The sequence below is a fragment of the Sphingobium xenophagum genome (assembly GCF_002288285.1).
GTDB lineage: Bacteria > Pseudomonadota > Alphaproteobacteria > Sphingomonadales > Sphingomonadaceae > Sphingobium > Sphingobium xenophagum.
Map to the genome: position 1 here is coordinate 145,014 of NZ_CP022749.1, position 26,547 is coordinate 171,560.

At 61.8% G+C, this 26,547-nt stretch carries 14 protein-coding genes and 1 pseudogene; 9 read left to right on the forward strand and 6 right to left on the reverse strand.

Translation table 11 applies throughout. The features are described 5' to 3' along the window. Window positions 1-119 precede the first annotated feature (119 nt). From CJD35_RS21495 to CJD35_RS23670, 8 genes and pseudogenes are all read left to right on the forward strand, one after another. Entirely contained in the window at window positions 120-5,684 is a 5,565-nt protein-coding gene (locus CJD35_RS21495) for a protein NO VEIN domain-containing protein (protein WP_244917338.1), read from the forward strand. 204 nt (window positions 5,685-5,888) lie between these two features. Next, window positions 5,889-6,104: a cold-shock protein gene (locus tag CJD35_RS21500; RefSeq protein WP_011950600.1), complete on the forward strand. Its 216-nt coding sequence runs from the start codon at window positions 5,889-5,891 to the stop codon at window positions 6,102-6,104. Window positions 6,105-6,160: 56 nt separating this feature from the next. Continuing rightward, the gene (locus CJD35_RS21505; protein ID WP_095687365.1) at window positions 6,161-6,382 is read left to right on the forward strand and encodes a hypothetical protein; all 222 of its coding nucleotides are present in this window, start codon (window positions 6,161-6,163) and stop codon (window positions 6,380-6,382) included. Window positions 6,383-6,979: 597 nt separating this feature from the next. Then, a complete protein-coding gene (locus tag CJD35_RS23285; protein WP_244917339.1) occupies window positions 6,980-7,318 on the forward strand; it encodes a hypothetical protein in 339 nt (112 codons plus the stop codon). A gap of 193 nt (window positions 7,319-7,511) precedes the next feature. Then, window positions 7,512-9,347 (forward strand): hypothetical protein, encoded by a 1,836-nt coding sequence (locus CJD35_RS21515; protein ID WP_244917340.1) that lies wholly within the window; start codon window positions 7,512-7,514, stop codon window positions 9,345-9,347. 2 nt (window positions 9,348-9,349) lie between these two features. Further along, on the forward strand, window positions 9,350-10,891 hold the full coding sequence (locus CJD35_RS21520; protein WP_095687367.1) for a methylation-associated defense system protein MAD7 family protein: 1,542 nt from the start codon (window positions 9,350-9,352) through the stop codon (window positions 10,889-10,891). Beyond that, window positions 10,888-14,856 (forward strand): FtsK/SpoIIIE domain-containing protein, encoded by a 3,969-nt coding sequence (locus CJD35_RS21525; protein WP_478219206.1) that lies wholly within the window; start codon window positions 10,888-10,890, stop codon window positions 14,854-14,856. Before CJD35_RS21520 ends, CJD35_RS21525 begins: the two co-directional genes overlap by 4 nt. 314 nt (window positions 14,857-15,170) lie before the next feature. Beyond that, window positions 15,171-16,304: pseudogene (locus tag CJD35_RS23670) on the forward strand (FtsK/SpoIIIE domain-containing protein); the annotation flags it as partial. A 99-nt stretch (window positions 16,305-16,403) separates the two neighbouring features. On the opposite strand, the gene CJD35_RS21530 reads toward CJD35_RS23670, so the two are convergent. From CJD35_RS21530 to CJD35_RS21545, 4 genes are read right to left on the reverse strand one after another with little or no spacing between them, the layout of a single operon-like run. Next, on the reverse strand, window positions 16,404-17,243 hold the full coding sequence (locus tag CJD35_RS21530; protein ID WP_095687368.1) for a phosphoadenosine phosphosulfate reductase family protein: 840 nt from the start codon (window positions 17,241-17,243) through the stop codon (window positions 16,404-16,406). Next, window positions 17,240-20,548, reverse strand: a complete 3,309-nt coding sequence (locus CJD35_RS21535) for an ATP-binding protein (RefSeq protein ID WP_095687369.1) — start codon at window positions 20,546-20,548, stop codon at window positions 17,240-17,242. The genes CJD35_RS21530 and CJD35_RS21535 overlap by 4 nt, the downstream gene beginning before the upstream one ends. Continuing rightward, window positions 20,545-21,468, reverse strand: coding sequence for a DUF4007 family protein (locus CJD35_RS21540; RefSeq protein ID WP_244917341.1), 924 nt, complete (start codon window positions 21,466-21,468; stop codon window positions 20,545-20,547). The genes CJD35_RS21535 and CJD35_RS21540 overlap by 4 nt, the downstream gene beginning before the upstream one ends. Window positions 21,469-21,477: 9 nt before the next feature. Then, window positions 21,478-22,647, reverse strand: a complete 1,170-nt coding sequence (locus tag CJD35_RS21545; protein ID WP_095687371.1) for a cysteine desulfurase family protein — start codon at window positions 22,645-22,647, stop codon at window positions 21,478-21,480. A gap of 198 nt (window positions 22,648-22,845) precedes the next feature. Here CJD35_RS21545 and CJD35_RS21550 point away from each other — a divergent pair, with 198 nt between their 5' ends. Next, window positions 22,846-25,176, forward strand: coding sequence for a DUF262 domain-containing protein (locus CJD35_RS21550; RefSeq protein WP_244917348.1), 2,331 nt, complete (start codon window positions 22,846-22,848; stop codon window positions 25,174-25,176). Window positions 25,177-25,279: 103 nt separating this feature from the next. Here CJD35_RS21550 and CJD35_RS21555 read toward each other — a convergent pair whose 3' ends face one another. Then, on the reverse strand, window positions 25,280-25,831 hold the full coding sequence (locus CJD35_RS21555) for a DUF1003 domain-containing protein (RefSeq protein ID WP_095687373.1): 552 nt from the start codon (window positions 25,829-25,831) through the stop codon (window positions 25,280-25,282). Window positions 25,832-25,987: 156 nt separating this feature from the next. Beyond that, entirely contained in the window at window positions 25,988-26,137 is a 150-nt protein-coding gene (locus CJD35_RS21560) for a hypothetical protein (RefSeq protein WP_244917342.1), read from the reverse strand. Window positions 26,138-26,547: the final 410 nt, after the last annotated feature.

Genomic DNA, 26,547 nt, shown 5'->3' on the forward strand with positions numbered 1-26,547 from the left:
CAAGCCATCCGCCGAGATGCCGCTCGCTGGCCTTGCGTGCGGCACAGCGCATGGGCAACGTGCGCGGAGGGGGAAAGCCGATCGCAACCGTAAGTGACCCAGACCGCAGCCCAGCTGCCTTGTCCGAGCGCGCCAGTCTTTTGGCGGCGTTGCCGCCGCGCGCCCATATCGAGCGCATCGCAAGCCGGAAGATCAAGGGTTTCTGCGGAACGATCGACGAGGACGGCGTCTATTACGACCCCGTCCACAAGCAGAACCAGAGCCTTTCCCAGCACATTATCGCGGACTATCACGGCCGCTTCCTGATCGAACTCATTCAGAACGGGCACGACGCCCATGACCGGGCGCGACGGGATGGGGAGATCGCTGTCCTGCTCGCGGGTGATGAAGGCGACAGCGGCACGCTTTACGTCGCCAATCGAGGGCAACCTTTTGCGTCCAGGAATGTCGACGCGCTTTGCGAAATGGGTTTGTCGAGCAAGCCGCCGGGCGAGGCGGTCGGCAACAAGGGCCTCGGCTTTCGCAGTGTCCGGCACGTCAGCGATATTCCGCAAATCTATTCGCGCCTGACCGAGGACAGTCCGGGCGATCTCTTCGACGGCTATCGCTTCACCTTCGCCCGCGGCAGCGAACTTGATCCGCTGCTTCCCGACGAGGCCACGCGGGCGCTCGCGCGCACCGACCTTCCAGCCTTTTACATCCCTCGCTGGCTGGACCGGACGCCGGACACGGTGAAGGAATTCGCGCGCAAGGGATTTTCGAGCGTGATCCGATTGCCGCTGCGCAACCAGGCTGCCCTCGATGTGGTTCGCGCCGAGATATTGAGCCTGGCCAAGGCCGAAGCGCCGATGCTGCTGTTCCTGCGCCGAATTGCGACGCTGCGCGCAGAAATCCAGGGTGACCGGATCAAGGAGGATGCGCTCAACCTGAAACTCTCCCGGAGCGAGACGCCGCTCGAAGACGATCAAGGTCCAGCTTTGGTCGATTTGGGCGAAAACGGCTCCTTCTGGGTCGCCCGGGCGGAAATCCCCGAGAGCGACATGCAGGCGGCGGTTGCAGAGGGCCTTGAAAGTGGCGCACTGCCGGAGAGCTGGAAGGGGTGGAAAGGCAGCGGCGAGGTAGCGGTTGCTGTCCCTATCGGCGAGACGATGCCGGACTTTCACCCTCGTCTTTACACCTTCTTGCCAATGGGGCGCGGCGCCACGTCTCCGTTCCGCGGCCATTTGCACGGCAGCTTTTTTCCGAGTTCGAACCGGACGAGCCTCGACCCTGCTGTGCGGGTCAATGCCCTGGTGCTCGATCATGCGGTAAAGCTAGCGTCCGCGACGGCGGCCTGGCTGCAGCGACGTGGCTCTGCGCAATTGGAGGCGAAGGTCCCGGTCCTCACCGCTGTGCGGGCGGCTGTCGACCTCTTGCTCTGGAATACGCCGACCAGCCTGCTGCAGGGCGAGAGTGATGGCGAGGGCGAGGAGGCGATTGACCTCGGCACCGCGATGACCGCTGCGATTGTTCGGCAGTGGGGGGCATCCTCGCTGGCGGAGGCGGACTTCGTTCCATGCCTGGCCGATTGGACCGGGGATGCGCTCGCCCGGCCCCCCTTCGGGCCGGTTGCCTTTGTCAGTCCGGCGGGCTCGCGCCGTGTGCAGGGCGCCGACACGTCCTTCTCGCTCGACGTGATCGCGCGACACGGGAAGTCCGCAGACCTCGCGCCCTTCTGGCCGGGGCTTGGCGAGCAGCGCAGCGAGAAGTTGGCGCTGTTTCTGCGCAGCCATGCCGGCGGCCATTTCAGGGATCGCATGACCGCATCGGAGCGGGCCATCATTGTCGAGGGGCTGGCGAGGGCGATCGCGAAGCCGCGCAGGCCTGATTGGGCGCGCTGGACCGCCTTTTATCGCGACCTGTCCGACTTCATGGGAGGCGATGCCTCGGCACTGGCGGGCAAGGCGATTCTGATTTGCCAGGATGGCTCGCTGCGCGCCACGCGATCGCAAGCGCGACCCGAGCCGTCGCGGGGGGAGACGCCCAAGCGCCGGACGCGCCGCGCGCCGCGCGAAGCTTCGGTGTTTGTGCCGCCAAGGCGCGGCGATGCCGAAGACAGCATTGGCGAGGATTTCTATCCGCCAGCCCCGCTGCGCGAATTCTTCGCCTTCCTGCACGACAGACTGCCCTGGTATGGCGAGCTCGCCGCCGCTCGTCAGTTCCTGGAGAAGGATCTGGCGACGGCATTCGAAAGCGAGGCGCTGCTCACCCGCATTTCGCAGATTCTCGAGCGGGACGAGACGAAGAAGGTCAGGGCAGCGGGACTGCGCTGGGCCTTTGCCATCTGGCGCCGCTCGGTTGCGATCATGCGAGCTGTCACGCTGTCTTCCGCTTATCGCCTCTTCGTGCCGACGATCGATGGCGAATTCATCCGCGCGTCGGAGGCGGTCTTCTCCTCGGCCTGGCCCGACCGCACCCTTGGCTATGACCTGCAGCAATTTCTCGAGCTCGCGCCTGCGGGATCCGCCGATCTGGCCGAGGTGCGTGCCCGCCGGCTGGCCGCGCCGTCCGCCGCCGTGTTTGGAACGCGGTTCGTGGACGATTGGACGGATTTTCTGATCGGAATTGGAGTGCAGCGAGGCCTCGAGCCGCGGACGAAGGAGCTTCAGCATTATGTCAGCGCCGGACGGGTGACGAGCTTCGATTTCCTCAAGGACCTCGGTCTCCCGGACAGTTTCGGATCTCTGTTGAAAAAGGACATCGCGACCCGGCCGGGAGTTTCGGTTGGGCTGCCGACATCGACCGATTATGATGTCGGGGCGCTATGGTGGATGCCAGGGCAAGCAGATGTCGAGGCCTTCAGCGACGAGGCGCTCGACGCCTATGCCAAGCTCATTCTTGCCTGGATCGGGCGTGCAGCGCACCGGCATCTCTGGATGTCGGTCAAGCATCGATACAATCATCGCTCGGACAATCGCGATTGGCCCACGCCGCTAGCGGCTTTTCTGCGATCGACGGCATGGCTGCCCTGCGAAGAGCCGGGCGCCGATGGCCTGAAGCGGTCGCGGCACGAAGGTTCCAAGGTCTGGCTTCCGCGCGGAAGTGATCGCTTTCCGCCGTTCCTTCGCCGCTTGTCCTACAAGCTCGCCCGGGCGCTGGACCGAACGCCCGACGCCGTCGCCGATACCCTTCGTAAGCATGCCGGGCTCAAGACCTTCAATGCGACCGACACGTTGCTCGAACAGGCAGGCTTTCTGGCCGAACAATTCGCCCAAGGCTGCGTCCGCCGGTTTCATGAGCGCGAACTCATCAACATCTATGCGCGCTGCTGGGCCCGGCTTGCCGAGAGACATGGGGCGCAAGATGCTGCCGTGCCGCCGGGCAAGCCGCCCGCGACGCTGTTGGTGCGCAGGCGCGGCCAGCTTGGCGTCGCGACATTGGGGGCCGGTGCCGCCGAGACAATCTATGTTCGAGACAGCACGGATCTGATCGCGACGAGCCTGGTCGAGGTGCTTGGCGATCCGCTGCTCGACGTTCGCGGGGCCGAGCCGGAGCGCCTGGGCGTGCTCCTTCACAAGCTGTACGGCAACGGTGTGCGGCGAACCTCGCAGCTCGCCTACGCGATCGAGGTCGATGGATCGCCTCTCGAAGAGCTTAGCCTGGGCCCCAAGTTGGTAAGCTGCTGCCCCTGGCTCCGCTTGATGCTCGCTGTGGCGCTCGAGGCCCTCGACAGTGTCGATCTCAATCGCTTGCCGGCGGACCGTGCCGCCATTTTGCAAACGCTGGATCGGCTCGAGCTTCATCAGACCGCTGCGCTTCGCTTCTTGCTCAACGGCCAGGATGTAACACCGCCCACTGCGCGCGGAGCCTATCAGTTCGAGCGGGCCGAGGGCGAGCCACTGCTTGTCGTCATGGGAACCGGCCCGCTCGACTGGGCCAAGATCGAAGCGGCGTTGCCGGCGATCGGCGAGGCTATCCGGCATCCGGCCGTTGTCCCGCATATGAAGCTGCTGGCTCGCCAGCTGTTGCTCGATGATGTGGCGGTCGACGATCAGCCTTCAGGTCAAGGAGACCTGCTGCGTCTGTGCCGCGCGCTGGAACTCACCGAACAGGCGGGCGAAGCCGCGCGCGACGCGCTGGGTGAAAGGCTGGACCGGTTGGCACCATGGTTTCGTGCGGTGGTCTTCTACCATGGCGGGGAAAGCGCATTCGAGACCTGGATGCAAGACGAGGCTGCCGCGCTGGAGGATGCGGGCGTAGCAACCGAGCAGTTGCGATCCCTGTTGCCGGCGGTGAGCAGCGTGGAAGAGATCGTGGCGGCGGCTCGGGCTTCGCTTTCGACTGGGGAGTTGCGCGAACGGCTGGGCCTGGAGTTCGAGAGTTTCAATGCCAGCCTGATCGCAACGGGGAGCGAGCCGGACATCGACCCGGAGGGACAGCAGCAACAGCTCGACTTCTACGTGGCGGACAATCGCATTCTGATCGTCGACGCGCTTCGCAATCTGACAGCGCCGACGCTGCTCGCGTTCACGCCTGACCCGAGGTACAAGGCGGCCATCGAAGCCTTGGGGGCCCTCAAGCCCAATCCCGATTGGCTCCTGCGATATGAGCGGATACCCGAGCCGCTCCTGGCCGGTCATGTTGCGGCATGGTTGGCGGCGACGGGCGCGCCGGCAATCGGCACGAATCCGGAAGGGCTGGGCGATCTCGCGGCCGTTCGCACCGGCAACGCCACTATCCTGCGTCAGGTCGCTCGTACAGCGCCGCCGCTCGTGCGCGCCTGGGGTGTGCAGCATTCAGTTTCGGTGGGTGATCTGTGGCGCGACGCCGGGCAGGTGGAGACGGAGCTTCGCCGCCGGCTCGACGATGCAGGCGCGTTCGACTGCCGCCTGTGGGATGAAGCCGAGCTCCTGATATGGCTGGAGAAGCTCGGCGCCTGGCCCTCCGGCATGAAGCACAGCCTTGATCGCGCTGTGCTCGGCGTTCCTGAAACCGACATTGAAGCGGCGGCGCAAAAGGCGAGGGAGGAGCGGGAGAGACGCAGTCGCGAAGCGCGATCGGTGCGGCTCAATGGGACGCTGCGCGATCCGCTCGAGGTGGACTGGCTCAGTCTTTCCGCCGAGCTGGCCGGCAGCCTGTCAAAGAAGCTTCTGAACCGGCCGATCGGCAGCTTTGCACAGCTGGCCGCCGGGGGAGGCGGACGCGGCTGGCGCCGGGGATCGGGATCCGGCGGCGGGGGCAGTGGCGGCGCCTATAGCGGAATACCGCAAGAGAAGAAGGATATGATCGGCCGGCTGGGCGAGCTTACGGTCTATCACTGGCTGAAGGCTCGGCAACCTGGTCAGGATATCGACCGATGCTGGGTGTCGGGTAATTCCGGGCCGTTCGTTGGCAAGGAAGGACGGGACAATCTTGGCTATGATTTCCGGATCAGCTTCAACAAGCAAGTCTGGTATATCGAGGTGAAGGCGAGCACCGAAGATCCTTGCCAGTTTGAGATGGGAGAGACCGAGGTACGGTGGGCGCGAGACATTGCCCGCTCTCGAGCGGCTGACCGCTATGTGATCGCCTATGTGGCTAATGTGGGGCAAACCGGCGCCACGACCATCGATATCCTGCCCAATCCGCTCGGCCCTGAGGCTGACGGCGTGGTGAACATCGCGGGCGATAGCATTCGCTACACGTTCGACCGCCGCCGCCGCTAGGACAGCGAGCGGGTTCTGCGCCGCCTGTTCGTCGTCGGGAATGGCGGGCTTGTTTTTGCGTGATCAGGCCCCATATCTTGCCTGCTACAGTCGCAAATAGACGGTCTTTCGGTGCTTTGCGGCTCTGCTCTTCCTTCTTTCCCTGCCCCTCGCAGCACGAGGGTTCCCGATCTCCGGGAGCCCGATCCTAGAAGGATATCTTACATGAGCACCATCACTGGCACCGTCAAATTCTTCAACGCCGACAAGGGTTATGGCTTCATCGCCCCCGAAACCGGCGGACAGGATGCGTTCGTCCACATCTCGGCAGTCGAGCGCGCAGGCTTTAACACGCTCAACCAGAACCAGCGGCTCAGCTATGAACTGGAAACCGACCGCCGCGGCAAGACCAGCGCGGTCAACCTGCAAACGCAGGACTGAGACACAAGGAGGGCGGCATGAAGTGCCGCCCTTTTTTTTATTCGAAAGGATTGTCCATGGCGAATGACGCCGAGCATTATCGCGGGCTGGCGGCCCGCGCCCAGGCCGAAGCTGACGCGGCGACCCTCAGCAATGCCCGCGACCGCGCTCTGAGATCCGTCGCGGCCTTCGAGACCATGGCGCTTCAGCACGAACATACCGCCAAGCGCCGAGCGGAGCGCGAGGTCTCCACTGCGGCGGACCGATTGGTCGCGCTCGGCTCGCCTCTATTGCAATAGCTGGCCGCCTGGCGCCCGCCCCGTTTTGCAAGCCAGCCCTTCCCTTGCTTCCCCATCCGCGTAACGATTGCCTTCAGAGAGGCGGTTGCAATGGCGGATGATAGGGCCTGGCAGCCACGAGCAGCCAATTTGCTTCGAAGAGATCGTCTGCCGGCCCACTGGCTGATACCTGCTTGCCTGCGATTGATCAGTTAGCGCCGGATTGGCAGTACCACATTGCTTTAGTCCGCAATTCTCCCCTATGACGATACGGTCTGCGGAGACGCGGATGGAGGCGTGGAAACCTTCTTATGTGAGAGCCGGCGAGCTTAGGCTACCGGGCAGCGGACGCGTATGTCCAAGGCCTGGCCCAAAGGCGTTCGCGCCTGACTCACATCAGGTTTCCAATGCCCGGTTTCCGGGCTGCACGCTTCCCTACCAGGCAGCGTGCTGTCGGCTGTCTGCGGCAGATCGACCTACGCAAAGCGGAGAATGTTTGACCATATCATCGGGGGGCGGAAATGAGAAAAACAGCGGATACTGACGTTCCAGTGGGACGAGCTTGTGGCGACTGAACCGACTTCGCACTCGCGCGCCGCGTCACTCATACGTCAGGCTTTGGCTATACTGGATGAGAGCGGTGAGAGCACTGCGGCCGCCTATCTGCAGCACGCCTTGGACATCCTGCCTGAAGGGCCGATGGATGATGGCGGGGAGTCGAGGCTGCGCTCCCATATCCCGGTGATCCGCGCCATGGGCGGTGCGCTTGCCCTCGTTGCTACAATGATCGGGCGCGGCGGTGATGTGTCATTGGACGAATTTTCGCGCCTTCTGGGCATTTACGCGGTCGCCACTTCGGAGAGTGCCAATGATGAAGGGATGGTTCTAGCTTATTGGGCGAGCATGGTGCGGGATGTGGCAGAGGCTCAGCCCGGTAGTCCGGCGGGGCCCGCTTAGACAGAAGGCGCGAGTAGGACGGAGCGTCCGCCGCCGTAGAGGTCTATTGCGATCAGCCTGTGCCGCCCAGGTTCTTGTGCGCGCGTTAAATTATATCCCAGAATTCCTGACAATTCTCTCGCGTAGCTCGGCACTTTCCATTGATCGTGCGCGCCCTTTCAGTAGAAGCAACAGGTCGGCAGAGGGGGGAAATTTGTCAATTCATGCGACTGCAGCGGCTTGGGTGCGTTTTTTACGCAACTACGGCCCGATCCCAACCAACGATAATATGTACGATGAATCGATTCAGCGCGCGTTGAAGCGACATAAGATCGTGCCTATCACGCTGCCGGCTCCTCTGGTGAAGCGTTTAGTGGAGAACTTCCGGGCGGAGATGCCCGCCTCGCACATCATCACTGGGACGGCAGGCGACGGAAAAACTTATCATTGCCGTGAGGTGTGGACCGCGCTCGGTGGGGATCCCGCAGTCTGGAACGAAGGCGCAAAGATCCAGACGCTGGCGATAGGCAGTCGCTCCCTTGTCATCGTTAAGGACCTCAGCGAACTGCGCGACGAGGAAAGTGCCGGCTTGATCGCCGACTTCGCGCGTGACGTGGCGAATCCCGCAACTTCGACCTTCTATCTTCTGGCGGCTAACCACGGCCAGCTCCTGGAAAAGCTCAAGTCCGCGCCGCCAACAGATGAGATCGAGCGGGTTACCACCGTTATCGAGGAACTCCTTGTCACGGGCAATAATCCGGATTCGGCTATCGCCATCGACCTTGACGATCTCAGCCGATCGCCTGCCGCTGAAACGGTGATGACCATCATTGATGAAGTCACGCAGCATGATGGTTGGGACGGGTGCGGTAGTTGTGCCGCCAATGCGGGCGATGCCATCTGTCCGATCTACGAGAACCGGCGGCGTCTGATAGGGGAGGGCGAGGGAGACGCCTTTAAGCGCCGCATCGCGGCGCTCATCGAATTGAGCGAGCGCAATGGAAACCACTTTCCCGTGCGCCAGCTCCTCGCCCTCATTGCCAATAGCCTGCTAGGCCATCCCGATGCGCGCGATGGATTGATGAGTTGCGCGGAGGTGCCGCGGATCGTCCAGGAAGGCAGAACTGATCTCGCGAGCATCTACCGGAATATCTTTGGCGAAAACCTGAGGCCGAGCAAAGCGGAGAAAACCGAACTCTTCCGCAAGCTCAATGTCTTCGGGATCGGCGCCGAGACAAGTAACCGTGTCGACAATCTGTTAGTCTACGGTGCGGACGATCCTGCCTATCGGGGAGATTACGAGCGGCTGGTTCTTGTCGATCCCATCTACGGGGCGACCCCGGCCTATTCGGCAGCGCAGCGTGCCTATCTCGAAGGGGTCGAAACAACAGATCGCACGGCGTTTCTGGCGAGCCTGAGATCCCAGCGCCAGCGGCTCTTCTTCACCTTGCCCGATGAACTCGCAGTCGATTATGACCTGTGGGATTTGACGGTCTTCCGATACGCCGGCCTCTATCTCGAGGTGGCGGAGAAACTTGCAGCCAAGCAACCGGTCCCCCGGCAGGCCATCACGATGATAGTGCGGGGCCTCAACCGTATCTTTACCGGGATGCTCGTCCAGAACCAGGACGAGCTGGTTCTCGCCACCTCTGGCAGTTATTCCCAGTCCAAGCGCAGCCCCCTTCTCGATGAACTTATCTCCGTCCCGCGGCAGGGCGGTGAGGAAGTCGCCATAGTGAGCGACGGGACAGGCGGCTTCTCTGTGTCGGTACGGTTGGTCCGCGGGTCGGACATTCCTCTCGTCACCCTCGCACTCTCGCCGACACGGTTCGAATTTCTCGGCCGCGTCGCCGAAGGCGCGCTGCCCAGCAGCTTTTCGCTAGAATGCCATGAAGACCTCCTGGCCTTCAAGGCGCGGCTTCTGCGGGAGACCGAGAACCGCCGGAAGCTCGATGGCGACGAGATTGTGGATGGAGAGTTGATGCTCCGCTTTATTGATCTTGGCAACGACGGACGCGCGGTGGCGCGCCGCGTAATCGTGCGGGTTTAACAATGGAAATTCTTGCCCGCCCGACGAGTTTTGATGATCGCACCGGCCCCGATTTCTGGATCGACGAGGCTATCTGGGGACATCGTTTGTACGATGAGCAGACCCCGTGGCTGACCTTTCTTGAGTTCATGACGGTGCTGCTTGCCGAGCACCGAGCGGGACGAGCGTTGCGTGAGGACGCGCTCAACAGCCTGTCCTATCGACCGCAGCTTCAGCTACGGCTGCGTAACCTTGTTTTCAACAATCCGCACATCATGACCGTTCTGGCCGAGGATCGCGCTGACGATGCCGCCTGGAGTATTTGGCTCACTAAGATGGCTGAGACCGCAGGCGGTATCGAAGAGCGGGATTTCTCCTATCTTCGCGACCGCTTCGAGACTTTCCAAGACTTCGCAGCGGTGATCAGCTTCCTGCAGGGATCGGCGATCGAAGGATCGAGCAACAAGCGTTGGAGCTCGAAATTCGTTTTCCCGTTTGGGCCGAACGCGCTCTATGAGGACGCCAACGTCAATCCTCGCGGGGGCGTATCAAACGATCGACGCTTTTTCGCCCGAACAGGCGAGTTGCTCTACCTCATGCTCTGTAGGAGCAGGGATGCCGATGCGCTGCGGGGCCTGCTAATCTCGCGCTTTCTGGAAAATCCCGCACCTTATGATCGGATGGCGGCCGCCCTGCAGGGCGAGCCCCATTTCTCCAAGGTCGAGCGAGCGGGGGCCTATCTTCCCTGTTCAAGCCATAGCCTGTTCGACCGTCTGGCCGAAGATTGGCTCGCCATCCTTCAACTGCCGATTCCGGCCTATGACGCCATCCCGCATCTCGTGACGATGACGGGCCTGAACCTCATCCTTTACCAACTCGAGCGTGCGCGTGAGGTGTTGGAAAATGAGCCGGTGCAACTGGTCTGCGAAATCGTATCGCCGAAGAAGTCGGTGGTGCGGGATCTTTCGGCCGATTCCTATCAACGCAACAATGGACTTCCCCAGCAGGCGGTGGAGCGCTTCGTGAGGCGCGTTGGAGAGACTGAGGAATGGGCGAGGGCGCTTCGCTCCGATGAACCTGTCCTGTTCGCCGCGGACATTCTGAAGAAGAATTTCGGCTGGCCTGATACTGAGGAAGAGGAAGCGGCAACAGACCCACAGGCCCTCATCAACCAGCTCGCCGACAAGGGGATCAGCCGTCACAAGCAGCACATCGGTAAGATCCATATGAGCTGGGCAAGAGCGATAGGGCTGTCATCGCGGCGGTCTAGCCGGCGTGTGCGTTATGCGCCCACCGATCGGCTGCTTAAGACATTGGTCGCCTGCTGTGTCGAAAAGCGCTTGGAATTCAGAGATTTTCTGGCGCTTTTGCACGATCGCTACGGGATCGTCATCGGCGACGCCCAAGCGCGTACCTTTATCGAAAGCGGTGATGCCGATCAGGAGGATTTCTCCGATAATGCCCGGCGCCTGGAGGAGCGCCTTGCTAGCCTCGGGCTGCTGAAGCGTCTCTCCGATTCTTGCGCCTATGTCGAAAACCCGTTTCAGCGAGCCCAAGCCGCGTGACTCCATCAGATCTTATCGGTGCCGCTGGCGCCGCCTCAATTCGCCAGCGCCTTGCCAATCTTGCCGATGCCGAGGGCGTCGCGCGCTATCTTCTGGACCGCCTGACGGGAGAGCAGGTCGCGGCGATCACGCGCGCACTCCTTGAGGATTCTGCGACCGATGCCCTGCTCAAGATTGCATTGCCGCGTACTTTGATCGGCAACTTTGAGCTTCCGGCTCACGTCGTGACCGACGAACGCACGGTCGCGATCCGCCATGCGGATTGCGATCGTCCAGCTCTTCTCATCGCGAACACTGACGACGACCAGGGCGCATCGCTCGGCGACGTGACGCTCATCGGCGCAAAGCAGCTGACCGAGGACGCGGAGCCGTGGGTGGAGGCCGCTGCCGCCGGGCTTGGGCTTCCCGACAGCCAGATCGGCGCGTGGAAAGCCGCTCTTAAAGGTCTGAATGCGGCCGACGATTGGACGCTCCATCAGATCTCGAATTATGTGGCTCTGACACGCGAGCGGATCGCGGCAGAATCGGCCGCGGTTCCGGACGCCTTGGGATGGGCTTTACCCGCGCTGCACCTGCCGCGCGACAGTGGCTATTTTCTCGCGATCCGCGACAAGGAGCTTGAGCAGTCGCGACGCTGGAAGCGCCTGTTTGAAAAGCTCGTATCGGATCGAAAACCGCTCCTCGCCAAGCAGAAGCCCAATCGCCAGATTATTGAGAGCGATGAGTTGCGGTCGCAGTTCGAGGCTGTGCAGGAAGATATTCCGGCCGAGGTTCATAGCGCGATCGAGGACTTCATAGGCTCCACGCCGGGTTGGAACGAGGCCGCCGATGCGCTGTCGCAATTCGAATGGGAATCCCAGAGTGTCCTCCAGCTATTTTCGGGCATCAAGCTCAAGAAGACCACCCTGCCGCAGGAAACGCTGGCCTTTTTCGAATTCACGCTGCCCGATAGGCTGAGCCTATCCGACCTCGACTATCTCGAGGCGCTGAAGGGGCGCTCACTCAAGGAAACGCGCGATGATGATCGCGACTTCTTCGAGGCGCATCGCGACGATCTGGGCCAGGACAAGGCGCTGCGGGTCAAGTGGGAACGTTTCATCTTTGGGCGCCCAATCGAGTGCAACGATTTCCTTGAGGGCTTGCTACGCGCTTTCGAGCGCCTGTTTGGGCAGGTGAACCTCGCAGCGGGCAAACGCACCCTCAAGATTCGCGCCGCGCGAAAAAGCCGTTCGCAGCTCCTCGATATCAATGCCGACGTGGGGCTCGCTTTCGGCCTTCGCTATCGCGGACTACCGGCGCTGACTGGAACCGCGGTCGAATGGGAAGTGCCCTATCTCTTCGACTATGAGGAACTTCTCGACCGCGCGAAAAAGCGCAAGAAGTATCGGCGCAATGAGTCCACCTCGCGGGCGGCGCTACAGATCAAGTTCGACGTCATCCTTGAATGCGGATCGGAGCGGGCGACCGTTCAGCTGATCTGGATTGCGCAGCCCAATGCGATCGGACTGGAGTTGCCCAAGGATCTAGGTCGTCTCGTTAAGCGCCCGCTGACCCGCAGCAGCGTAGCGCGTTTGCCGGTCAGCCGTAAGGGTGCTCTGCAATCGGTCTCGCTTGGAGATGTGGGCACACTCCAACCTGCCTTTGGGCAGGACGCGGGGTCGCTCATTCCCCGCACCACTCTCGGCGAGGATCTAGCCAGGGCCTTTCCCAAGGCGCTCAAGCTCGCGGGGCAGGGGGGGCGCATTGATCCGGCAGGTATCGCCGCGATCGAGGCCGCATGGTCTGAGTTTGTCGGAAAATATATCGAGGCCATTGCCGCCTTGCAGGTATCGGGCTTTGCCTCGCCCATATTCCTGGCACAGGCCGAAGCGTTCGGCAGTCTGCTGCGCACGCTTGCGCTTCACGCGCCAGGCGATCTCAATCGTCGTGATCTGTGGGAGCCGGTCCTGAGCTTGGGTGTGATCCCGGTGACCGGAAGCGCACCTTCCGCGATCGTGGCGCCCTGGCATCCGCTCCGGCTTGCCGCGGGAGCGATCCGAATGCGCTCGGTGGCAGGTCTGGCGGACTATCTCCTTTCCGATGTGGACGTGAATTTCGGAGATTCTCGCCTGTTCTTCTCTGATCTGCGCGATGAACTTGCCCATCCGCTCTATCCCGAAATCGCGGTAGGTTATGACGGGACGGAGCCCGTGCTGCTCGCCGAGACGGGGACGATCAACGATTACAGCCTGCTTGAGCGGCCGGTGCGCGATCCTTCGGAGGCGACGACTGACGTCGATCCCGGTGAGGCCTCACGACAAATCCGCGGGCTGCTGGAGCGCTATCTGGACCTCCAGCCGCATGAACGCTCAAATCTCAGCATCATGCTGTTTAATTGCGATGCGGCCGGACTTCCTCTCGCAACCGTAAACAGTCTGAGTTCAGTGCAGGACCAGGAAGAGGTGCATTGCAATGTCCTCGTCCGTCACCGCGATCGATCGCGCCTCTCGCGGGTCTATGGCGAGTTGCTCGACCGATCGGAGGGCGATCCCGATGCCGTTGTGGTGAGCGAGACGTCGCGCAACTTCATGTCCAAGCTGCGGATCGGCGTAATGCTCGACAGCGGCGCGCTCCGCCCCGGCAATGCCGCGCGCGAAATCGATGTAGCATTCCTGCATGACGTAGTGTCGCGCCAGGCGCGGGAGCAGTGGTTTTCGGTCCCCGCCGCGGAGACGAACCCATCCCTGCTAGAGCACGTGCCCGCCCGCTGGTCCTACCGGCGCGTGACGGCGGAAGATGAGCTGAAGGCAACGGTCTATCTCACCTGTCCGCGTCAGCCCGATGCTGGCTGGGCCTATGTCGATGCGGTGGCCAATGTGATCCGGCGCCAGGCCCATGGCAGCCACGAGCATTACCTCCCTGCAAGACAGATTTCGTTTCAGGATTCGGGCCTCAAGGCGATGTTCGACGAGGTTCATGAGCTTGCCGAATGGGTCGCGACCTATGACGACCTTCTCGACAAGCGGCAGCTTGCGGCGCAGGGGATCAATGTCATCCGGTACCGGCGACAGCGGACCCATGGCCGTAACATGGTGGTTTCCTCCACGTCGGAGCTGCGCATTCTCAATGTCCTGGTGCGTCGTCGGCTGAACGAACTGTCGCTAGGTCTCGATGAGGATCGTCTCTCGAAACTGGCGCGACGGCTTATCGAGGATGCCAACTCTATTTCGGGTGATATCGTACTGCGGGCCGCGAAACGGGGCGTGTCCGCGGGGGAACTTATTGGCCTGGTTCTCAGCCGTGCCCTCGTTGCCGAGGAGCTCGGCGCCCAGCCTGCGGTCGCCTGGTTCCTGCTCGATGACTATGCCGAGTGGCTGGGGCAACGCGAGGAGGGGATCGCCGACATTCTGGGCTTGTGCCTGGTCGGAAGCGAGAGCGAAGCACCGCGCCTCCGCGCAATCGTTACCGAAGCCAAGTATGTCGAGCAGAGCGGGTCGGCCGAAGCGAGCCGGAAGTCGCGGCAACAATTACGGCAGACAGTTGCGCGCATCGATGACGCGCTGTTCGGCGATCCGGGGCGACTCGATCGCGACCTCTGGCTTTCCCGCATTGCCGATCTCCTGCTCGACGGCACCGCCGCACTGGGTCAGGCCAACTTGCTGGAGCAAGTCCGGGACGGCATCCGGCGAGGTGGTGTACCGATCGATTTACGCGGCTATTCCCACATTTTCATCACGGGACCGGCAACCGATGGCAGTTCGCTTGGAGAACAGGAGCGCATCACTGACGTGAGCGGGGGGCTCCAGGAGACCTTCTCGCGCGAAGGCCTGCGGCAGCTTCTCAAGGCCTATGAAGGCGGTCAGCCGCTAAAGCCAATCCGCGCTGGACTTGGTGAGGCAGATAGCTGGGATCGTCCCAGTTATCGTGACCCTGCCCCCGCGTCGACTGGACTAAGGACGTCACGGCCGAACCCAAGGCGGCAATAGCGGCCCAGGTCGTGGCCCATGACTATGATGACGATGATTTCGAGGAAGAGCCGACGGCGTCTCCAGAACGTGTCGCGGCAGACCTATTGCCGGCTGCGATTGAGTCGACAACGATCGATGTCGATGTCGATGTCGACGGGCCGGGACAGACGGCAGCGGCCGTTGCCGAGGTGGTCCCACAATATCCAGCGCACATCCCGCCGGCGATCGACGCGCCCACCGGGGCAGTGGCGGCTGCGCGGATGGCACCGAAGGCACCGGCAGGATCGACATCTTTTAGCGCACTCGTAGCGGCGCGCGCTGAACGCGCACAGGACGATTCTGCCGACGATCAGGCGTGGCTCGAAGCGACCTCACAGAAGCTGCGTTCCGCGCTGATGGGGTATAATCTTCAGGCCAAGGTTCTAGGGACGCGCCTGACGCCCAATGCCGCTCTCATCCGGTTCATGGGCAGTGATCGACTTCGGGTTGAGGACATCGAGGCGAAGCAATCGGCACTGCTTACCACGCACGGACTGCGTCTCATCTCGGTTTCGCCTCATCCCGGAGAGATTGTCGTCGGCGTGGCACGACCACAGCGGCAGATCGTGTCTCTATGGGATGTCTGGGGACGCCGGGAACTGAACCGCAACGCGGCGGGCGTGAATGCGTCGTTCGTGCTGGGCCTGAAGGAAATGGACGGTGAAATACTTTATCTCAACCTGGGAGGACCCTTTGCCGGCGGGCAACAGCATGAGCCGCACACGCTCGTTGCCGGCGCGACCGGTTCGGGGAAGTCAGTCCTGATCCAGGCCCTGCTCCTTGATATCGCGGCGACCAATCCGAGTAGCTTGGCGCACATCCATCTCATCGATCCGAAAATGGGGGTAGACTACGCGGCGATTGAGCGACTGCCGCATCTGCAAGGCGGCGTGATCGTTGATCAGACGCGCGCGATCAAGGTGATGGAATCCCTCGTCGCCGAGATGGAGCGCCGCTACGAACAATTTCGTGTCGCCGGCGCGCGCGATATCCGGGCCTATAATACCAAGGTCGGTCCGGCGGAGCGTTTGCCTTACGTGTTTCTTGTCCATGACGAATTTGCTGAATGGATGCTCACCGACGACTATAAGACGGCCGTCACCTCGAATGTGTCGCGCCTGGGCGTGAAGGCGCGCGCGGCGGGCATGCATCTTATCTTTGCAGCGCAGCGTCCGGACGCGAACGTCATGCCGATGCAGCTGCGCGATAATCTCGGCAATAGGCTCATTCTGAAAGTTGCAAGCGTTGGAACTTCCGAGATCGCCTTGGGGGTCAAAGGGGCGGAGCAACTGCTCGGTCTGGGGCATCTTGCAGCGCGGCTGAGCGGCGAGCCCGCGATCATCTATGCGCAGGCCCCTTTCCTTTCGGACGAAGATATAGATGCCGCGGTGGATGCCATTATCCGCAGCGAGAACCAGACCGCATAGGGATCGCACAAAGCTCGACGCGCTTGGAGACTATACAAGCGCGTCGGCTGCTTTCCCTGTTTCTCGCGGCAACGGCCATTGTGCGTTTAGACGCTCGGTTCACTTATGGCAGATCACACAACTGCTCGAGCCCTCATCGACACCATAAATATCATCCAAAGTGGGAGCAGGTTTGGCGGATAGAGGATTGACCCGGCGGTTGCGCAACAGGCGCTCACGCCGCTTTTGATAGTCGTCCTTGATCTGATCGACGCGTTTCGGTTCGATCAGTTCGGTCAAACTCTCCCCCTGCGTCCAGGTAAAGGGAGACCCGTCCCTCAGCGCAGTTTTTTCATAGTCGACCGCTTCCTGGAACCGGGCGGGATGCTCCTCGAAAAGGCGAACCCATTCGATCTTTTGCTGGAAGAAGCAAAAGGTACAGCCGGATCGCGAACGCCACTGATAATATTCGGGTTCGCCCACGTCTGAGTGCTGAAGTATTTCAAGCACGCCAGCGCGATCTATACCAGCGTTCCGCAGCGGCAGGTGGACCCGCATATTGGGATGGGTAGCTTGATAACCTTCCCGGCTCGGCTCATCCGCGCGAATAGCTACATAGGAATGGACGATCGTGCCCGCATCAAGATCTTGACGGAGCCAATGCTCAAGCGGGCGAAGCTTGAGCTGGCGCGTACACCAGCGCGTGCGGGGCGACGGTAGGAAATTGCCATATTCCTTGAGCCAGAAGTCGAAGTCGCGATCGGGATTGAGCCGCGCGATCGAACGCCCGAGAAAACCCTCAAGCTTGTCGAGGAACTTGTAGACTTCGGGAAGTTCCTTGCCAGTATCGGTGAAGAAATATTCAAGTGGCAGATCGGAATGATGCTGGCGCATATAGACGGCAAGGGCCGCGCTATCGCGGCCGCCGGAGAGGCCGAGGATGTGTCGTTCCTTGGTCATGCCGCTTCCACTTCGTCATCGGCTTCGGCAGCAAGCATTGCCACCGCGCGCGCGAGCGCTGCGAGCCTCAGGCGGCCCGATTTGTCATCGGATCGCAGTTCGGCAACAACGCGATCCGCAAGGGTCGCAGCGGCTTTCTTTTCCTTCTCGCTCAACACAAAACTGCGCATCAGGGGCGGAGTCTTGGGGTCAAGCCCGACCACAAGCGCGAGCGCCTCAGTGTGGGATTGCCGGTCGCGCACCACGGCAAGAGCCTCGAGCTCGCGGAAGCGGCGGCCAAAGCGAGCGATCCCGGTCAGTGCCTCTTCCCGGTCGCGGTCCGACCAGTTGCGTGCGGGCTTGTGGAGCAGGACGCTGACGAGGCTCTCAAGATCGCCGGTTCCTTGCTCGATCGCTCCGGCACGATCAGCGAAGGCATCGAAGGCATAATCGTTGGTGAGACCCTTGATCGTGGCGGCGCGCTCCGAAATGCCGCCAAAGCTTTCGATATCAATGCCAAGGGCACGGGCAAGCGCTTGGCGCAATTCCGTCAGCAGCTCAGGGTAGCTGGCCTCGCATCCAAGGAGCCCTTGATAAACGAGTTCAGGGGAAAGCCGTTGGCCGAAAGCCTCTGGCAAGGCATCGAATAGCAGCGCTTCGGGATCTTCCGCCTTCGTCACGACGGCACGGACTTTGCGTGCATCGTCTGCCAATCGCTGGGTGCGTAAGGCATAGTCCGGCAACGCCTCGAAGCGCTGGAACAGCGCAGCCGCAACGGGAAGGGAACCTTCGCTTGACGCCGTGCCGAGGAGTTCTCCCAGACCGCTGAGGAATGCAGTCTCCCGCACCGAACGATCAATTCGCCGCAGACGGAAGTCGGCGGGCCGCTGTAGCAGCTTGTCGACAACCACGTCGTTGATGGCGGTCTGGTAGACGCCGTCGATGTAGATGGCGACGCTGTCCCGACGGGCGAGCATATAGGCAAGCGCCAGGACGGGCATGACGCCCGCCTTAAGGCCGTAAGGAGCTCGTGCCCACTGGCTGAATACTGTGTCGAGTCCCTCTGAGCCAGCGGCGTCGATCAGGTCCCAGGCAGGCTGGAGCGAGCGGCCTTCCGGACTGTCATCGGGATCGTAAAAAGCATAGTTGCCCGCAGGCGTTTGCCGATGGAGTCCGAACGGCTTGAGGACCGTCAGATATAGCCCGAGCTCTGCCGGGTAGCCCGTGATACCCAAATCGGCTTCCGCGGAGCGGCTGACCATTGCGTGTGCAAGGTCGCGCGATGCGGCCATGGCGTTTGATGAGGGCTTGTCGCGCTGCAGCAGCTCGCTCTTGAGGATCGGTGCTGAGGGATACCCTGCGTCGGCCAGCGCGCTTGCAACGACGGCGAGTGGCTCGCGCAGCCCCTTTGCTGGCGCGGGCGCGAGGAACCAGCGCGCGGTCTCGAGAGCGGCTTCGAGACTGCGATGGAGTTCATCAACGCACAGGGACTGGCGCGCTGCGATCTCGCGCCGCGCGATCCTGTCGCCCTCAAGTTGTGGGTGGTCGCGAATGACTCTCTCGACCGCGAGCAGTTCCGAGGCGGACGATCGGAGGGCGAAACTGTCCGCGGCAGCTCCGACCGCGATTACTCGACCTTTGCGTTTCAGGAGCTTTGCGGTCGCTTTTGCCAAAGCATCAAGCTCGGCAGGCTGCACTGAACCATCGCCAAGGACCAAGACCAAAAGGCCACTACCTCGTTCGCTGCGGGCAAGAAGCGCGGTGGAGAGAGACTGTGCGCTCTCCTCGGCTCCAACGATATGGAGAGCGATCTCGAACGTACGTAGAGCGCCGGTGAGGAAATAATGCCGCTTCGCGGTCGCAAATCCAAACCCTGCGCGTTGGGGGATGGGATCGAGCTGCCGGTTGTCGATCGGCATGATCGCGCGGCTGACGGCATCTTCCAGATCGAAATCGCTGCCAGCAAACAGGGCGTAACCGCCGAGGCGGGGTTGGCGGATGAGAACGGCCCAGTCGAGGAGATCCTTGATGGCAGCTTCCCGCTCGGCCTCTGCTGCCATGGGATGGGCCGCGGTCAGAAAATCGTCGGCGAGGGCAACGCCTGAGCCATTGCGGAAGAATTCGATGACGGCGGCGGACTTTGTCAATGCTACGTGCAGCGGCCCACCCTTGGCGCTGGCGCGTTCGATGGCCTCAAAGGCAAGGCTAAAGCGACTACCATCGGGGCCGCTGGCAAGCGCCATGCCGAAGTTGGCAGAAAGATAGTCCCAAAGCATCGAGGGATCATACGTCCCTGCTCCAACCTTGGTGGCTGTGAGGAATTGCTGAAAACCGGCAGGTTCGGCCGAACTCAGAAAGCCGAACACGCTGCGCTCGTTCTGCGCGAAGCGCGCGCGAGAAACGGGTCCGAGAAGCAGGGCGGTCACAGGATTGAGGGGCCATGTGTCCGCCAGGGCCTGCGCGAGACTGGCGATTTCGGTAGGCCGGCGCTGGGCGACGGCCGTCGCGACGTGACCGGCATTCTCGAGGGCTTCGGCCGGCGGCGTGCTCGCGATCGCGCGGCCAAGCAGGGCAACGGTCTCGTCCGCACCACTGAGAAACGCGATGTCCTGATAACGACCCTGGACCTTTGCCCATTCCTGGCGGGCATCGCGTGCAGCGCGCGCGGCATATTGTTCAAAAGACTGGTGAAGAATGCCGATGACGACCAAACGGCCGTCGCTACGTGACGCGCGCTCGGCGAGATCCTGCAGGAGATGGACATCGCCGCCCTCGAGCGCCTCATGCTCAAGCATCTTGCCAAGCTCGTCGAGGATCAGGAGCGTCCCGCTGCTGCGCGGCGCTGGGCCAGACAGGAGCGCTTCAATCAGGCGGTCATCGCTGGAGCCATGACGGTTTCGGGCTTGCTCGTCCCAGCCAAAGCTGCTTGCGGCTGCTTCGGCGATTGCCTCTCGCAAGCGTACCCGCCCACCTGTAACCGCGACGACTTTCCAGTCACCACCACGCTTGGGAAAAGCTTTGGCATAAAGCTCGCTCAGCGCCTCGCCCGCGATCTCCCGCGCGATCTTACGGTTCGCTTTGGGCCCCGCGACGAGGTTGGCGAGGAGAAGCGCCGCACTTGACTTGCCGCCGCCGTAAGGGCCGGTCCAGGTGAATGCACCCTGTTGGCTCTCGATCTGGCTCTCAGCAAGTTGCGTCAGCGCCTTGCGGACCGTCGCCTGGAGCACGTAGCCCACAAGTGGCGGAGTACCGTTGAGGTCAGCATCCAGGCGCGCGGAACGCGCGAAGCGGCGATCGATAGCGACATGCGCTGCGAGCGACTTCATGCCGCGACCTTCCAGCCCGGAGCAGCGCTATACGCCGCGGGGACCAGTCGCCTAGCGTCGATTTCCTCAATTTTCTGCACCTGTCGCAAACCTGCGGTATCGACCCACTGCCAGGCGCCTTCAGTCACGTCGTCAATGCGCATCAGGCGCGTGATGACGCTGTCCTCATCAAGTTTGAACACGCGCCCAGGCGAGCCTGGCGCGTAGCAGATCTGCTCGGCCGTGAGCGTGGTCGCGCCGCCGGACCGGTCCCAGAATGTTCCCAGGGCATAGGCGAAGATTGCATCATGCAGGGTGGGCTTGGGGCCGCGAACAAATTCATACCAGCCACCAAGACGGGCTTCGCGGATGAGAGCGAGCTCGGCGAGGAGCGGCTCGGCCGCGTCTTCGCTGAATGTCTCCCCCTTGCGCACGTAGCTGCGCAGAAAAACTTCGATGTCGCGCTTCAATGTGCCGCGGGTTGCGCGCCAGCCTTGCGCTGCAACTAGCGCGCTGAGTTCCTCCAGGAGATTGGTCGGATCGAACTCGATCGCGTTGAGCACGTTGAACGCGTAAAAGGCTGTGGTCGCCTTGGTCTGGACACTCGCGATATGCCAGTGCACGAGCCAGATCGTTGCCGCCTGCTCGAGGAAGGGATCGAGCCCGTCATCAGCAAGAATGGCATGGCCCAGCGTGGTGGGGCGGATGATCCGATCCGCCTCGTCGAAAAGTCCCGAGGCATTCGCCCAGTAGCGCATCGAATTCGCCATGTTGCGCCCGACGCCGAAGCGGGCAATGGCTTCCTGTTCCTGGAATGTTCCTATAGGGGCTTCCACGCCGACTGCGTCGTACGCCTTCTTCAACCACAGCAGTCGGAGCGGGAACGTCTCGTGTCCCGTGAACTGCACCTTCGAATCAATTTTCAAACCATCCCTAGCCATGCGAAAACGCTACTGGCGAACTTCTCCAGTAGCAAGGGCGCATCGTGAGGCAGCAGCGACAATATGATCCGTCGCCGAAAGAATTTCCCCTTCGGTATTGTAGCGATTGCAGAAAACGCGGATCACAGATCGTGCCTCCTGCTCGGAAAGTCCAATGGCTTCAAGAACATGGGATATTCTGATCTGGCCGGACGTGCAAGCTGAGCCTGTCGAAATCGCTACTTGCGAGCCAAGCAGCGCGCTCAGGGTGTCGCCGTCCATCCCGGCGATCGCAATCGCGGCGCCGCCCGGGACCCTGTCGGCGTCGCCGCTCACGAGTGTAACGCGTAGCTGACGTTCGCGCAGACTATCGAGAAGGCGTGAAAGCAGGCGTTCGCCATGCAAGGGATCCGTACCGAGCGCCGAATGCGCGAGCCGCGCGGCTTCTGCGAACCCGGCAATGAGAGCAACAGGCTCAGTACCTGATCGCAGGCCATTTTGCTGGTTGCCGCCGACCAACAGCGCATCGGGCTTTATGGCGCCGGCGGAGACGTACAGCGCGCCGATCCCCATAGGGCCGTAGCATTTATGCGCAGAAAGGCTGAGATAGTCGACGTCGAGATCGAACACGTCGACCGGGATCTTTCCGAGAGCTTGCGCGGCGTCACAATGAATAGATCCGCCCGCCTCATGAATGATCGCTGCCGCTTCACCGACAGGTTGGATCGTGCCGAGCTCGTTGTTCACGAGCATGAACGAGGCGAGCAATATATCGCTGCCGGCAAGCGCGCGAAGAGCTTCGAGATCAATCGTGCCGGTGGGGGTTACAGGCACGATGGTAACGCTGCAGCCTTCAGCTTCTAGACTACGGACGGGTTCGATCACCGCCTTGTGCTCGATTGCCGACATCAGGATGCGACGCCGTCCTGGATGGATACGGGCGAGCGCGCGCGCTGCGCCGACGACCGCGAGATTGTTCGCCTCGGTCGCACCTGAAGTGAATATGATCTCGTCAGGCGCGGCGCCGATCAGGGCGGCGATCGCCGCTCTGCCATCCGCAATGATCCGGGCGGCCCGCTCTCCCGCAGCATTAGGCGAACCCGCATTACCTGGCCTCGACCACGCGTCGAGGATCGCCGCCTGTGCCTCGGGCGCAAGGGGAAGCGTGGCAAAGCCATCAAGATAGATAGGATCGTTCATTCAGGCCGGTCTTAGTCCATTTTGGCGTTGGCGACGCATGAAAGTCTCGAAAGCGACAGTATCGGAACGAATAGAGAACATCAACAGGCCGGCAATTTTCTCCCCGCAATTTATGATGGATGACGCAGATGAAGCGCTTGGCTACTGGGTAGATTTCGCCGCAGCGGGATAATGGGGAAGGGGAACCCGGATTTGCCGATGAATATCTCGCAAATTTTCAGCGCCGAATCCGAGAGCGTTCATGATTTTCTGACACGGGAGGGGCAGGGTTGCTTCATTCCTGCCTACCAGCGTGGCTATGCGTGGGACAGTGGTCATGTCGGACGCTTGCTCGAGGATGCGACGCTCGGACTCGAACGGCTGATCAGCGATAGCTCTTCAGTGCGATTTCTGGGCTCTATCATCACGGTGCGCGGCAATGCCTTGGTGGCGGCGGCACCGCCATTCGACCGAGAACTTCCCCGCCACGTGATGACGATCATCGACGGCCAGCAGCGGCTCTGTACGATCGTCATCCTCAACATCATTTTCCACGAGCTTTTGCGCCGTCTTGTCCGATCGATGGAGGATGCCGACGAAGCAGGCGTCATAGCACTGAGGGACGATGCCGCCGATTTCCTCGATGACCTCGCCAAGACGATCCGCTTCGAACGGTCGCGATTACCGGATCTCCATCGCTTCTACCCGCGCATTGTGCGCGCGATAGACGACAGTTGGTCACGAAACGCAGTGACCGCCCGCTACGAGTCCCCCATTGCCCGCGCAATCTGGAGCTATGTCGAACATATCCAGGACGATGAAGCCGGAGAATTTGAATATACCGGAACTGACGCGGATGGTGACATCCTCGAAGGTCATGAGGCGCTCGTCGACGCGATGGCAAACCTCGCCGAACAGGTCGACCAGCTTGCCGCGGACCAGCATGCGATCCTGTCTCTGCCGCCAGTCGATGCCTTGATCGCGGGGGCTTCGCATGTGCTTGCGGAATTGTGGCCGCACGTCTTGTCGGCACCGGCACGTGCCTTCCTGTTGGGAGATGACGACGAACCGTTTTTTGTCGAGGCGACCCAGACGATGCGCCTCTTGGCGCTGGCACGCTACGTGAACCTCAGGATGGCCGCGACGGTGATCGATGCGAGCAACGAAGATTATGCCTTCGATATGTTCGAATCGCTAAACACCACGGGGCAGCCGCTTACTGCGTTCGAAACGTTCAAACCCAAGGTTGTCGAATCCGAGACGCCGGCCGCTTACCCGGCATCCCCATCCAAGGTTTCGATCGACAAGGTTCAGCAGTTCCTGGATCGGTTCAAGAATGCGGAGCAGCGGCTCGGAGCGACCGCGTCCCTTCTCATTCCGTTTGCCCTCGCCGAGAACGGTCAACGCCTGGAAAAACATCTCAGTCACCAGAGACGTTATCTTCGAGACCAATACGCGGCGGCAAACACGCGAAATGCCAAGCGGAACTTCGTGAAGCATCTTGCCACTACTTCGGATTTCGTAAGTTCGGCGTGGCGCCCCCACGGCCGGCGCGCCCCGCAACTCCTTCCTGACCCAGCGCGTTCGGATGACGTAGCTGAATTCTGTTTCGAGGTCTTGCGGGCGATCCGGCACGAAATTGTTTTGGCGCCGTTATCGCGCTTCTACGCCGCCTTTTGTGACGCCGCCCCTGCCGGCCGCGACCGGGCGGCGGAAGAGTTCTTTGGGGCGATCAAGGCCGTAACGGCCTTTTCGATGCTGTGGCGAGCTGCGAAGGGCGGCACAGCCAACATCGACAGCGTCTATAGGGAACTGATGGCGCGAGGCATCGGTGGGGGCGCAGCCTTGGGGCGGCAGAATGGCGGGGCAGTCTCGCTGGCTAATCTGCGCGCGGCGCTCCTGGCGAAGCTCGATGCAGAGCACCTCGATCGCGCGACATGGGTTGCCGACACGAGTGTATCCGCGATCTACAAGACGGGCCAATCGATCACGCGGTTTCTGCTACTGACGGCTTCGCACAATGCCGTACCGGACGATGATGTGCCGGGGATGATTGTGCGAGGGCGTCGGGGTTCAAATCCACTTTTAAGTCGCTCCCAGTGGCTGGATGACGAAATGCTCACGGTCGAGCACGTCGCACCGGACGCCGCCCACAGTCCGGGTTGGCCGAGGGATGTTTATGCCGAGCGCCGGACGGTGCAACGCCTTGGCAATTTCGTCCTCATTCCCGAGGTCGAGAATAACCTCCTCGCAAACAGGCCATGGGTCCAGAAGCGCATTCTTTATCGGGTGTTCGGGGCCGACACTGCGGCGAAGGCGAGGAGGGCGATTGCCGCAGGCCGGGAGTTCGGCTTCAATCCTGGCCGACGAGCGGAAGACCTCGTCGAGGAGTCGTCGGTTTTGCCGATGTGCCAGGCCATCAGCGCGTTCGAAGGTCCGTGGGACGAAGCGTTTATCGCGGCGCGCTCGGTCCGTCTGGCAGAATTGGCCTGGGACACAGTCCATCCTTGGTTGCAACCACCCCCGCCAAGACGTCGCGTTCGCCGCTGATGGGGCGAAGCGTCAGTCAGGACACGGACCGGGCCATGCGCACGGCCCATCTCCAGCGATCTGCGATGGCGACAAATCCCAATCTGGCTTCCACGCCCGGGAATCAACGGTCCGGGCGTGTCACGCCGAGATGCGCAAACAGCGCCTCCTGCCCGGCCTTCAGTTCGTCCAGGCGGGCCATGATCAGGTCATCGAGTTTTTCGTGGATGCGCATGATCTCGAGCTCCGCACGCAGATTGACCTCATAATCCAGGCTAGCTCCCAATCGGTCCTTTGCCGCCTGCCGGTTCTGGCTCATCATGATGATCGGCGCCTGCACGGCCGCCAGCATCGAGAGCATCAGGTTGAGGAAGATATAGGGATAGGGATCGAAGGCGAGATGGAAATGGCCGAGAATATCGGTGTTTAGGATCATCCATCCGAACAGGACGAGCGCGAAACCGATGATGAATCCCCATGACCCGCCGATGGCGGCGACCCGGTCCGCTAGCCGCTCTCCCACGGTCGCACGTTCATCGGCCGCATCCGCGACGTCCTGGCTGGTCGGCAGCTGGTCGCGAATGTCGATAAGGACATTGGCTTCTTCGGGCTCGAGCGCGTCGGCCGACTTGCCAAGGAGGGAATGAGCGAGCCGGTGGAGGTCCGTGTCGGTCATGCTGCGCCTCGTCTCTGCGGGTGAGTTTCTGTTCAGGAACGATAACAGCCAGCCGCCCGTGTGAGCAACGAACCTCGGGACGTCGGAATCGAACGGGAAACGATGGCCTTCGCAGTCTCATCCCGGTGCCGGGGCACTGCGCGCAGCCCGGCGCGCTTAGCTGTCGAGGGGCATGGCGGCGATAAGCGCCGCGCTTCTGGGATCAATATCCTCAAACCCGCCTTTGGCGAGCGCGGTGTCGATGGCATGCTGAAGCCTCGCGATCACCATATCGTCGTCGATCTCGTCGAGGAAAGTCAACGCCATGCGCATCAGGCCAACTGCCACCGCCGGGCCCCGTGTGTCACTCGCATTCATTGCCTGACCTTCCTGTCAAACTGTCGAAGCGAAAGCGTAAGGAGCGATCTCCCGAACTCCCGCGCACTGGACGCGGGAGCCGCCGGAGCTGCTAACATGCGAACACACATGCGCCGCCACCTTTAACCCTGAGGTCTGGACATGCGCAGCGGCACCCCGGGAACCGATGGTTCCGAGTTGCTCGCGTTCGCGGGATTAGCAGTCCCGGCGCCGCCCTTTTCGCAGCGCGTTGGCGGTCTACCAAAGCTGGCCGATAAGGCCAAGCCATGATGCCTGGCGGCGCCCTCATGAACGATATCGCTATGTCATCTTAGGGCGTCTGGCGAACAAACGCGTCTGGGCAGGAAGGGAGCCTCCAG

Bases quoted from the DNA above. Each gene is read 5' to 3' on its own strand.
- CJD35_RS21555 (WP_095687373.1), bottom strand. From the start codon at position 25,831: ATGACCGACACGGACCTCCACCGGCTCGCTCATTCCCTCCTTGGCAAG.
- CJD35_RS21520 (WP_095687367.1), top strand. From the start codon at position 9,350: ATGGAAATTCTTGCCCGCCCGACGAGTTTTGATGATCGCACCGGCCCC.
- CJD35_RS21545 (WP_095687371.1), bottom strand. From the start codon at position 22,647: ATGAACGATCCTATCTATCTTGATGGCTTTGCCACGCTTCCCCTTGCG.
- CJD35_RS21540 (WP_244917341.1), bottom strand. From the start codon at position 21,468: ATGGCTAGGGATGGTTTGAAAATTGATTCGAAGGTGCAGTTCACGGGA.
- CJD35_RS21530 (WP_095687368.1), bottom strand. From the start codon at position 17,243: ATGACCAAGGAACGACACATCCTCGGCCTCTCCGGCGGCCGCGATAGC.
- CJD35_RS21535 (WP_095687369.1), bottom strand. From the start codon at position 20,548: ATGAAGTCGCTCGCAGCGCATGTCGCTATCGATCGCCGCTTCGCGCGT.
- CJD35_RS21560 (WP_244917342.1), bottom strand. From the start codon at position 26,137: ATGGCGTTGACTTTCCTCGACGAGATCGACGACGATATGGTGATCGCG.
- CJD35_RS21500 (WP_011950600.1), top strand. From the start codon at position 5,889: ATGAGCACCATCACTGGCACCGTCAAATTCTTCAACGCCGACAAGGGT.
- CJD35_RS21505 (WP_095687365.1), top strand. From the start codon at position 6,161: ATGGCGAATGACGCCGAGCATTATCGCGGGCTGGCGGCCCGCGCCCAG.
- CJD35_RS21550 (WP_244917348.1), top strand. From the start codon at position 22,846: ATGAATATCTCGCAAATTTTCAGCGCCGAATCCGAGAGCGTTCATGAT.